This window comes from Burkholderia sp. BCC1996 (genome assembly GCF_905339955.1).
Classification (GTDB): Bacteria; Pseudomonadota; Gammaproteobacteria; order Burkholderiales; family Burkholderiaceae; genus Burkholderia.
Map to the genome: position 1 here is coordinate 1 of NZ_CAJPHM010000057.1, position 9,730 is coordinate 9,730.

General features: G+C 60.6%; 7 protein-coding genes and 2 pseudogenes. 5 read left to right on the forward strand and 4 right to left on the reverse strand.

Going from position 1 to position 9,730, the window contains the following annotated elements:
• From U4Z64_RS36880 to U4Z64_RS36895, 4 genes and pseudogenes are all read right to left on the reverse strand, one after another.
• Nucleotides 1-97, reverse strand: a pseudogene (locus U4Z64_RS36880) (VapC toxin family PIN domain ribonuclease); the annotation flags it as partial.
• Entirely contained in the window at nucleotides 94-339 is a 246-nt protein-coding gene (locus tag U4Z64_RS36885; protein WP_321822635.1) for an AbrB/MazE/SpoVT family DNA-binding domain-containing protein, read from the reverse strand. The gene U4Z64_RS36885 and the pseudogene U4Z64_RS36880, both read right to left, overlap by 4 nt.
• Before the next feature lie 24 nt (nucleotides 340-363).
• Nucleotides 364-543, reverse strand: coding sequence for a hypothetical protein (locus U4Z64_RS36890; RefSeq protein ID WP_321822636.1), 180 nt, complete (start codon nucleotides 541-543; stop codon nucleotides 364-366).
• A gap of 303 nt (nucleotides 544-846) precedes the next feature.
• Nucleotides 847-5,067, reverse strand: coding sequence for a HEAT repeat domain-containing protein (locus U4Z64_RS36895; RefSeq protein WP_321822637.1), 4,221 nt, complete (start codon nucleotides 5,065-5,067; stop codon nucleotides 847-849).
• A gap of 368 nt (nucleotides 5,068-5,435) precedes the next feature.
• Here U4Z64_RS36895 and U4Z64_RS36900 point away from each other — a divergent pair, with 368 nt between their 5' ends.
• The 5 genes and pseudogenes from U4Z64_RS36900 to U4Z64_RS36920 form a co-directional block, all read left to right on the forward strand.
• Nucleotides 5,436-5,615 (forward strand): hypothetical protein, encoded by a 180-nt coding sequence (locus U4Z64_RS36900; RefSeq protein WP_321822638.1) that lies wholly within the window; start codon nucleotides 5,436-5,438, stop codon nucleotides 5,613-5,615.
• Between the two features lie 884 nt (nucleotides 5,616-6,499).
• Nucleotides 6,500-6,940: a hypothetical protein gene (locus tag U4Z64_RS36905; protein WP_321822639.1), complete on the forward strand. Its 441-nt coding sequence runs from the start codon at nucleotides 6,500-6,502 to the stop codon at nucleotides 6,938-6,940.
• Nucleotides 6,937-8,313, forward strand: a complete 1,377-nt coding sequence (locus U4Z64_RS36910; RefSeq protein ID WP_321822640.1) for a 7-cyano-7-deazaguanine synthase — start codon at nucleotides 6,937-6,939, stop codon at nucleotides 8,311-8,313. The genes U4Z64_RS36905 and U4Z64_RS36910 overlap by 4 nt, the downstream gene beginning before the upstream one ends.
• The gene (locus tag U4Z64_RS36915; protein WP_321822641.1) at nucleotides 8,306-9,496 is read left to right on the forward strand and encodes an XRE family transcriptional regulator; all 1,191 of its coding nucleotides are present in this window, start codon (nucleotides 8,306-8,308) and stop codon (nucleotides 9,494-9,496) included. Before U4Z64_RS36910 ends, U4Z64_RS36915 begins: the two co-directional genes overlap by 8 nt.
• Before the next feature lie 4 nt (nucleotides 9,497-9,500).
• A pseudogene (locus U4Z64_RS36920) lies at nucleotides 9,501-9,730 on the forward strand (DNA-binding protein); the annotation flags it as partial.

Consider the following 9,730-nt stretch of genomic DNA (forward strand, 5'->3'; position numbering starts at 1 on the left):
GCGACAGGGACTCCATCAGTAGCGTCGCCTTCTTCGACTGAACCTCGTCGTCTTGCGCGAAGTAGCGGACCAGCACGTTTGTATCCAGTCCGATCATCGCGCCGACGCCCCCTGCTCAGCGATGGCCCGATTCATGTCATCAATCGACACCGGTTTCGCTGGCTTCTTCACAACGCCCTTGAGCGCCACGAGCGAGCGCGTTGCCGGATAGACCTCATACCGGCCTGTCGCCTCGTTGAAGCTGAATTCAATCCGGTCACCGGGCTCCAAGCCAAGTTGATTTCTTACGTCTACCGGAATTGTGACCTGACCCTTTGACGTGATGGTTGCCGTAGTCATAACGATACCCCCTTATTCCTTACTTTATGGTAAGGAGAATCGAAAAGCAAGGGAGTCACGGACGCGTCGCGCCGCCACGAGAACATCGAGTTCCAACGACACAATCCCGAGCAAATTGTCCGGACTATCGCCGAATACATCCCACTCCATCATCAACAGGTCTCGCAAACCCGCGTGGTTAAAGGGAATTGCGATGATCGACATGGGCCTTTACCGTCGCTTTTACCGTCATGGCCGCAAACCTTTTGCTGGCGCGGGAGATGGAGCAATTTGCGGGGCGGCGACTCTGGCGAGCCCATCGTCAATCAGTAGACATGATATCAAGGGGGCGTCGCATGCACAGCATCATGGCTCGCCTTCATCGTTGCCTCCAGTCATCGTCAGCGTGCTCACTCTGTACGTGCGTTGTTTGGGATCTGAACGACATCGACGCATGGCTCGATCAGCGGCGTCAGGCCCACGTCGCGCTGCCGCTTTGCCGTCGCAGCTTGGGCTTTCCTGCGGTCGTCACTCCATCCCGAACATCTCCGCGAAGGTCATGATCGGCACGGCCTTCTTTCGCCGGAGCGGCCGTGGGTCGAATTCGTCGTCGATCAGGGGCTGGCCCGTTCGCCTAGCCATCACCCACAGCAGAGTCGACTCAACGTCGGCGCCATCCTGCAGAGACGAAAGCCAGGCGCGACCGCATGAGGAGAGCGGCCAGCGGGGGAGTTGGGCGTCGTCCGTCGAGACGTCGTCGCTGTCGTCGAGGAAGGGGTGGCCCGTCGCCAGGAGGCCGTGTTTGATCGCCAGTTCCCGTGCTGCCCCGTGGTCGTCGATCATCGACAGGGCGAGCGCCACGCGGGCGTCGGAGGTATTGGCGCCGCGAAGGGCCTCCAGGGTTCCGGCGTCGCAGTCGACGGCCAATTGCGCGCCGAGTGCCAGCAGCAGCGGCGCGGCCAGCTGCGGATCGATGTGGTCCGCCGCCGCCTTGATCGCTGCCCACGGCACGAGATTGTGCTCGAAGGGATGCCGGCTGATCCGATGTACGACGGCCCATCCCGCCGCGTAGCGCACAGGATAAAGGTTTTCCTCGTTGTCGCCGACGACGTGGTCGTCGCTGAGGCCGTGTTCAATCGCCTCCCAGGCCGGCGGATGGTCCGGATAGGTCAGGAGGTTGAGCAGGTCCGCGTGCAGCACGATATCAATGGCCTCGCCGTCCTTTCGGGCGAGGAAGGCCATGATCTGGTCGAGGGCTTTCGCCGGCAGGGTGTCGAACCTGCCGAGCGCGGCCGCGGCGGCGCGGGCGACGTGATACTCGGGTTCTTCCCGCTTCTGATATTCGGGATGCCGCGCATAGTTTCGACGGTCGCCGAGAAGCGTTAAGAGGGTGTCGAGCTCGTCCGTCCAGCCTTGCTCGCCGATGACGACGGCCAGGGCTGCGCGGACCGGCGCGCTCTTGTCCGTGGCCAAGTTCAGAAGCGCCGCCTTTTCACCCTCGTCGGCCTTCGGGGCCAAGGCCTCCACGACGGTGCGGCGAACTTGGTAGTGCGGGTGACCGAGCGCCTTAACGATCGCGCTTCGGGCCGTAGGGCCGCCGAATTTGGCCAAGGCCCGGACGGCCGCCTGGGCGTCGTCCTCATCCTCGGATCCGGCCCACTGTTCGGCCAGGGCCAGGACATCCTGGCCTTCGGCCGCTGAGATCAGGAGCAGAAGACGCGCCAGGCCGCGTGGGCCTTCCGCCAGCAGGCTTTGCGCCTGACCCGGCGGGAGTTCTCGGAAGCATTGCAGGAGGGTGGCATCGTCAGCCCCGAGCGCGCGCGAAAGCACGAGGTGCACGGCGGCCGCGCCATCGGGCGGACTGGCGGCCAGGATGCGCTGCGCGAGCGTAGCCTTCTCCTTCCCGTGTTCGAGGTCGGCAATCTCCGGCGCTAGCAGGGCGGCGCGAACCGGCGACAACATTGGCAAAAGGTCCAGCAGGATAGTCTGGGCCGACAGCTTGCTCGATTTGCCCTCCCCGCCGCCTTCCAGGAATGACAGGGCCCGGACGGCGGCGTCGATCGCCTTGGGCCCGCCGCCAATCAGCGCGTTCGAAACGCGGTCTCGTCCGAACTCGAGGCGCCTGTCGGCGATGACGCCCAGCCCTGCGGCCTGAAGGCGGTCGTCCTCCCCCGCGGCCTCGAAGAAGGCGTCGAGCTCGGCAGCCGTGACCTTAGGCAGGCTGTAGCGCATTGCATCGGCCCACAGCGGCAGGATGATATCCGGCCTGGGATGCCCCGCGATCCAGTCGTGGCCTTGCTGGCGACGTCGCGCCTTGACGTAGCCCTTGGCGAAGTGCTCGGCCGAAGGCCCCTCCTCCTCGACACGCTCCTGGATGTGGAGACCCGCTGCAAAATCGAGTTCGCCCTGCCAGGCTTGGCGGCGGTCCACGCTCGACTGGGTCAAGGCGGCGTCGACGGTCGCCTGCATTTTTACGATCTGGTCCCACACCGCCTCATACGCCGGCTCAGGACCCGCCAGGGCGCATTCCGAGATCGCATCGGCGCTCATTACGTAGTCGGCCGCGTCGGCTACCACCTTGCCGGCGGTCAGGAAGGCCTTGGTGAAATCCCCCCCGAACGGCTTCAGCCACGGCAGCAGATCATCGGCATCATAGTTGGTGGAAGTCCAGGGCAGCTGGTGAGCGATGAACCCCTTGAGGATGCACAGACCGGGATCGGCGGCGATGACGGCGTCGCGGTCGGCCTTGGAGACCTTGGGCGGTCGCCAGCCGATGGCGGCGAAGCCGCCTTTCTCCTTGGGCGCGCCGTGCTCGAGCCAGTCGACAAGCCAGCCGATCGGCGACTCCGGGCTGAGCCGGCGATCGGCCGCGCGCCAGGCCCTGCGGAAGGCGTTGGCATGGCCGACGGCCTTGGTCAGGCCGTCAATCAGAAAGCCATCGAAGGCAGCTACGACGGCCTCGTCGAGTTCGACACCATCGTCCTTGAGCGCCCGCGCTCCGGTCACGAGGCGTTCGACCACATCTAGCCAGTTAAGATCCTGCCCGGCGAGCATGAGGGCCGCCCGCGCGGAGGCGTTCAGCGCGCCTTCAGCCGCGCGAGGCTGCTCGCGGGCCAGCTGCTCCATGGCTTCGACGACCTTGGCATGGGCGGCGTAGGCGCCGTCGCCGTCCTTGGTCAGTTGGGTCTGACCCAGACGCTCGGCCAGGTCGTCGAGCCCGATCTCGATCTTGCCTTCGCGATCGACCGCACGGCGAAGCCGGGCGAGCTGGCCAGGCGGCAGACTGCGGGAATAGCGCAGCAGCGCCCAGAGCACGGCCGCGCCGCGGACGCCTGGGTCGCCGAAGCCGCCGATCTGGTCACGGACCACCTGCAGCCGGCTGTCGCTGAGCGCCCGGTCCACCAGCCGTTCGACGTCTGCTTCAGAGGGTTTCGGGACTGCGATCAGTTCGCGCGCGAAGGCGTTCAGCTCGAACGGCGACTTCAACGCGCTAAGCAGGCGCGCTTCGTGCTGGCGCGCGAGGTCCTGGCGCCATGCGCCAGTCCCGGCAAAGGGGCCATGCAAGATCGCCCGGCGCGCGGCCTCGTCATAGGCTTCGTCGTCTATGACGACGGCGCGGTCGGCCCACACCGGCGGCGGCGATGCGCTGAGGGCCGCGCGATAGATCTCGCTCCGCGAGGTGATGACGAACTGCTTGTCGGGGACGCGCTGGTGGATGAGGGCGCTGATCCGTTTGGACCAGTCCTCGGCCTCGCCCCTCTTTAGGCCGGACTGGCCCCAGGGGTCCTCCAGGTGGAACAGCACCCGGCCGGGGGTGGCGAACGCCTCCTCGATCGCCGGCAAGCCCACGCTCTCGCGGACCACTTTATAGGGCGGATCAGACTGGCGGCGGTCGAAGGCCAGTTTGTCGGCGGTCAGGCTCTTGCCATAGCCCGACGGGCCGATCAGCAGCACTGCACCGAACTGGGTCAGGCGCGATTCGGCGACGGGAAGGTTGGCGGGGGTGACGTAACGGGCGAGCTGCGGGTTGGCATGCGGCACGCCGCCGAAGCCCTCGGCAATCTTTTCGATGTCCGCCTTGCGCAGGGGGTCGGGGACCGCGAGAAAGCGGTCTTCGACCGCCCGTTTCAGGCGGTCGATGCAGGCGTCGACCGCCTGGGTAGGGACATGCAGCGTCGCACTGAGGATCTTGCCGATCTGCCGCCTCGTCTCCTCGTAGGTCATGCCCTCGATCAAGGAGAAACGGCCGGCGAGGCTTTGCCGCTCCGGCGGCGTAAGATTGAGGTTCGCAGGGATGAAAGCGGCGTCGGGATTCTGTTCAGGATACTTGACCCGACCCTGGGCCAAAGCACTGTCGACGCTGGAGTTGGTGATGAAGACATAGCGACGGTTGATGTCGGCCAGCAGCAAAGCCTTGGCACGAGGCCGCGGCTTAGGGCCCTTGGTCCCCTTGGCCGTCTTGTCATTGACCACGCCCGCAAAGTCCTTGGCGCTCCAGGCGCCGGCGCCCTTGAACTTGATTTGGACATGCAACTCGCCGCTGGCGGCGATCTTGAGGCTGGCCTCGGCCGCCTCTTCCGACACTGCTAGGAGCGCCTTGACGTCGTCGTGCGAAGCCGGCTCGACCACGACCTGATCCGTGGCGGCGCCCGGCCCGAACATCAGCCGCAACGCCACCCAGACCGTTACCAACTTCTGGTAGTCGTAGCCCTGGTAGGACGGGTTGGCCCCGCCTTCGTCATTTTTCATCGTCATAGAAATCCTTAGCCGATAGATATCAGCTAAGGAACCCAAAAAACCTTATCGTTCCATCGGATCTGTCAGCAGGCGGGCCACATCCGTCGCCAGCTCAATCAGCTTTGCCGTTTTCTCAACTCATAGGATACAGAAAACGCGCTTGCTCGCTCGCCTCGGCACAACCGCCCTCTAGAGCTTATGGCCAGTCAGTGTCAATCGTTCGACATGATATCAATGGGGGCGTCGCATGCACAGCATCATGGCGCCTCCACCATTGCCCCAAGCCATCGTCGGCGTGCTCACTCTATCGGCTCAGTTAAGTCAATCGGCTCCACAGTTTTCGCTAAGGGTACGGACTGACTAGGAAAGTCACGCCGTAGTTGACGCGCAAGCTCGCCGACAGCGTCACTGCGATCGAGCGCCTGCTGGATCAGCAAAGAAGCAACCTGCCGCGCTTGCGCCTTTGCGCCAGGCTCGCGATTGTTCTCACGACCGCGAATCGCGTTGCGCCAGCCAATTTGGGCTTTCTCAACATCGATTTGATCCAGCACCCGAGTTGACCCACCAGGCTCGACCTGCACGAGGAGGCGTAGAAACAATAGGCCTTCATCGTAGAAAGACGGGCTAGGCTGCGAAAGCGCCTCCGCCAATCCATGGTAGTGCGGTTCAAGTAAAGCGGGAACAAGTGTCGGATCCGACTGAACCACCCTCACCAAGACCAATGCTCCCAGTCGCCAATCGACGTGCCCCCCCTGGCAGAGCGCGATACGTCTTCCTGCCGCTACATGACGTAGCGCGCTAGCGGGAGCGAGCGCCGCAAGATGCGTGGACATTACGACGATATCCGGGCTGCGCCTCGCTGACGTTGATCTCATACTGGCCGGCTCCTCTTTCAATGTCTACATCTCATCTGCGCGGACCCACCGGTCACAGCACCACCAGCGTTCAGAAGAGCCACCACTTCGATGTTCGTCTTCCATCGGACTGTTTGCGTATCCAAGCTCTATCCCTTCCCGATCGATCGCTCCCAAACATAGAACGCCAAGTCGACCTGCACCTCCATTGTCCAAGATGCTGTCAATTCGACAACCTCGCCAGACTTACCGACCTCGAATCCGACTTCGCTAACGGCACGTCGCTCATCCAGCGGTTCTTGCTGACCCAGCGAGACTCGCCTTCTCCACCGCTAAGGCCGATCGTCAGCGATTTCTTCCGCCCGTGACCTCGGCGGGGCACAATGTCAGATTATTTTATGATTATGTTGACATTGTCAGATCCAGATCGTACATTGCTGACATGGGAGGGCGCTATGTCTGACGGACCATTCAGAAATGTCGCATTGACTAGTCGTTGGAAGGTATACGGCCAAAAGCTGGTTAGCGACGCCACGAGCGCTGAAGAACGCATGGCACAGGCTTGCCACAGCATGATTCGCGACGTAGACATGAAGACCTTCCATCCCCTTTTCGCCGAACTCAGAGCGCATGCCCAGCGTCCCCAAATGGATCTGGACCCGGCGGCAGCGATCGAGACGATCTTTGATCGCCACCCCAGGTCGTTTCTGTCCGAGTCTCTGAACAGGCATCTGATCGCCCATCTCAGGGATCAGATTTCACCGGAGCAAGCACTTGATCAAGCGCTGGGGCACACGGCGAGAGAATGGATTGGCACCACCAAGAATCGGCTCGACGAACACTGCATTCGCGCCCGCGATCTTGGAGACATGAAGCGTGAGGATTATCGCAAGGGCCTTGAGCGAAACCACGAAACCTTTTCTGCCATCAAGCCTGATGAGCTCTGCGCTGCTTTGGCCTCCGGCAACAAGCGCGCATTTGGCGAAGCGCTCCATAAGAAAAGCGGCGTAGATGAGGGCCCCGAAGAATGAGCACTAGCATCAAAAAACCAGCTAGATCGGAAAAGCGTCTGGTTGTCCTCGAGAATGGGCAGAAGCGCGGTCGCGCCGTCCCGGAGGATGCCGAAATCGCGGAAATCGGCCAGCACATCCGCTTTGATCCGTCAGCTCTCGATAGCTTCGATGTCGAGGGGTGCAAGCCAACTCACTACGATATGCTGCTTCTTTGTGCCGCCGTGGAGTTCGCTGATCGACGCTGGAAGCGGCCGCTGAGCTGGCGGCGCATCTTACATGTGACTCTTCCCGTTGCCGCGCCCAAGAGTTGGCAGCAGCCGGAGGTTCTGAACAGCCTCCAGGGCGTCTTGAACCATCTGACCGGCGACACGTGGCAATTCACTTTTGTGAAAACGAAGGCGCCGTCGCCTATCGGCTCGCGACAGATACCTTTGGACTTTGGTAAGACCAAGACCTTTGCTGTTGCCTACAGCAATGGTTTGGACTCGCGCGCAGTATCGGCCTTGAGCGGCGCAAGGGACGAGGCCCTTTGTATCCGGGTCGCTAAAAATTACCAGCGGCCCAAGGACGGCGATAGCTACTTCACTCAGATTCCCTTCGAGACCAAGGAATACCGTGGCAGCGAGAGTAGCTTCCGCTCACGCGGATTTCAATTCGCGGCGGTAACAGCGATTGCCGCGCAGCTCTCAAACGTGACTCGAATTGTCGTTCCGGAGAGCGGACAGGGAGCGCTTGGACCGGTGCTGCTTCCGTTGTACAACGTTTACCCTGACTATCGCAACCATCCGACGTTCTTTCGAAAGATGGAGCAGTTCATCAGGGCATTGCAAAACTACCAGGTCAGTTTTGAGCAACCACGCCTTTGGTTCACAAAAGGCCAAACACTAAGCGCATTCTTGCACATACCTGAAAAGTCTAAAAAGCATCTGACGAATACACGATCCTGTTGGCAAACACGCCGAGTAGTTAATGTAGGTGAGAAGAAGCAGTGTGGCCTGTGCGCTGCCTGCCTGCTGAGGCGCTTGAGTCTGCATGCAGCCGGAGTCACCGAGGCGCGCGACACCTATATTGTGTTCGATCTCGCCGCCTCCGATGTGGAAGATGCTTTGTCTGTCATCCCTCAGAAGGCCGATAGAGACATCATGATCGAATATGGAAGCGTCGGTGTGCGCCATCTGCAGCATCTTGCGGACATGGCCGCTCGACCCGATGACGGTCTTCGCGCGTACGCTTCGCAAATCGCGATCGCGACCGGGGAAACCTATGAGGAAACTTTGAAAAAGCTGAAGTTGATGTTGGCATCACATGCCAAAGAATGGCGAGCATTTCTGTCCGCTCAAGGGCAACAAAGCTTCCTGAATAACTGGATGGATGGAGGACGCTATGGCTGATCTAAATGAGCTGACTGCACAAGAAATTGGACGTCGCCTGCGAATAGCACGAGAGAACGCAGCCATTCGGCAAGAAGATGCAGCCCAAATCATCGGCGTTTCCCGCCCCACTCTTGTATCCATCGAGAAGGGCGTACGACGCGTGCGTATTCAGGAAATCCAATTGCTCGGCCGTCACTACGGCGTATCGGTGAACGCCCTGCTCCGCCGGGAAGCCGTCCACGTGGACCTAGTGCCTCGCTTTCGCAAATTGCGTGAGACAGAGGACGCGCAAACCGCTGAGGCCATTCGGCTATTCAACGACTTGATTAAGGCGGATGCTGAAATGGAGAACATACTCGGCATCCGGCGCCGACGAAATTACCCACCGGAGCGCGGCCTCAATGAGGGCGACGTCACGGCACTCGCCGAAAAGCATGCAAAGGAATTGCGCGACTGGCTTGGTCTTGGCCCGGGACCGATCGCCGATATTTTTTCGGTAATCGAACTGGATCTCGGCATACGCTTGTATCAGCGTCGCCTTGCTTCCAATTCGAAGATTGCGGGCCTCTTTAGTTACGATGAAAACATTGGAGCCTGTATTCTTCTCAATGCTAGTCATCCACTACCCAGGCGCATCCAGTCCGCGGCGCATGAGCTCGGTCACTTTTATGGCACGCGTCAGACTCCGGAGGTGCTCGAAGAAGATGAGAAATTCCTGTCGCGTGACGAACGCTACGCCAATGCTTTTGGCCGTGCCTTCCTGACGCCGGCGGAGAGTTTCTCGGAAAGTTTCAGCCAATTGAAGCAAATTACCGGCAAGACGACCAGGCGTCTAATAATTCTCCTCGCCCAACAGTACAACATATCGCGACAGGCGTGCTGTCTCCGGCTCGAAGAATTAGGACTTGCAAAGAAAGGTACGTGGCTATGGTTCGAAAACAATGGCGGCATCACCGATGAGCACGCTCGGGAGGTTCTCGGCGAAATGACTGAACGCCAAGATCCTGTGAAAGGCGATGCCGACCGCCCCATCTCCCACCGCCTGAGCCTGATGGCACATGCCGCCTGGAAGCGCGAATTGATGTCGGAAGGACAACTGGCGGAGCTACTGAAGTTAGGCCGAGTGGAGGTACGTGGCATTATTGATCAAATCGAGCTTGAGGAAAGGGATACGGATGAACTGCTCAAGCTCCCGGATTGACATCGTGAACCAATGGGTTCTCGACACCAGCGTACTTATTAACCTTCACGCATGCAAATATGGTGAAAGAATCCTCTCGACCATCCCGTACGACATTCTCGTTCCGGAAATCGTCGCAGGAGAACTGGAACACGAGAGAAGCCGTAAAAATGGCGAGTACGACTTTCTGCGAGCGCTTGTGGCAGATCGAATCGTTGCTGTCGTCAGGCTAACTGACGCTGAGTCTCTGATTTT

Bases quoted from the DNA above. Each gene is read 5' to 3' on its own strand.
- U4Z64_RS36895 (WP_321822637.1), bottom strand. From the start codon at position 5,067: ATGAAAAATGACGAAGGCGGGGCCAACCCGTCCTACCAGGGCTACGAC.
- U4Z64_RS36915 (WP_321822641.1), top strand. From the start codon at position 8,306: ATGGCTGATCTAAATGAGCTGACTGCACAAGAAATTGGACGTCGCCTG.
- U4Z64_RS36905 (WP_321822639.1), top strand. From the start codon at position 6,500: ATGAAGACCTTCCATCCCCTTTTCGCCGAACTCAGAGCGCATGCCCAG.
- U4Z64_RS36885 (WP_321822635.1), bottom strand. From the start codon at position 339: ATGACTACGGCAACCATCACGTCAAAGGGTCAGGTCACAATTCCGGTA.
- U4Z64_RS36910 (WP_321822640.1), top strand. From the start codon at position 6,937: ATGAGCACTAGCATCAAAAAACCAGCTAGATCGGAAAAGCGTCTGGTT.
- U4Z64_RS36890 (WP_321822636.1), bottom strand. From the start codon at position 543: ATGTCGATCATCGCAATTCCCTTTAACCACGCGGGTTTGCGAGACCTG.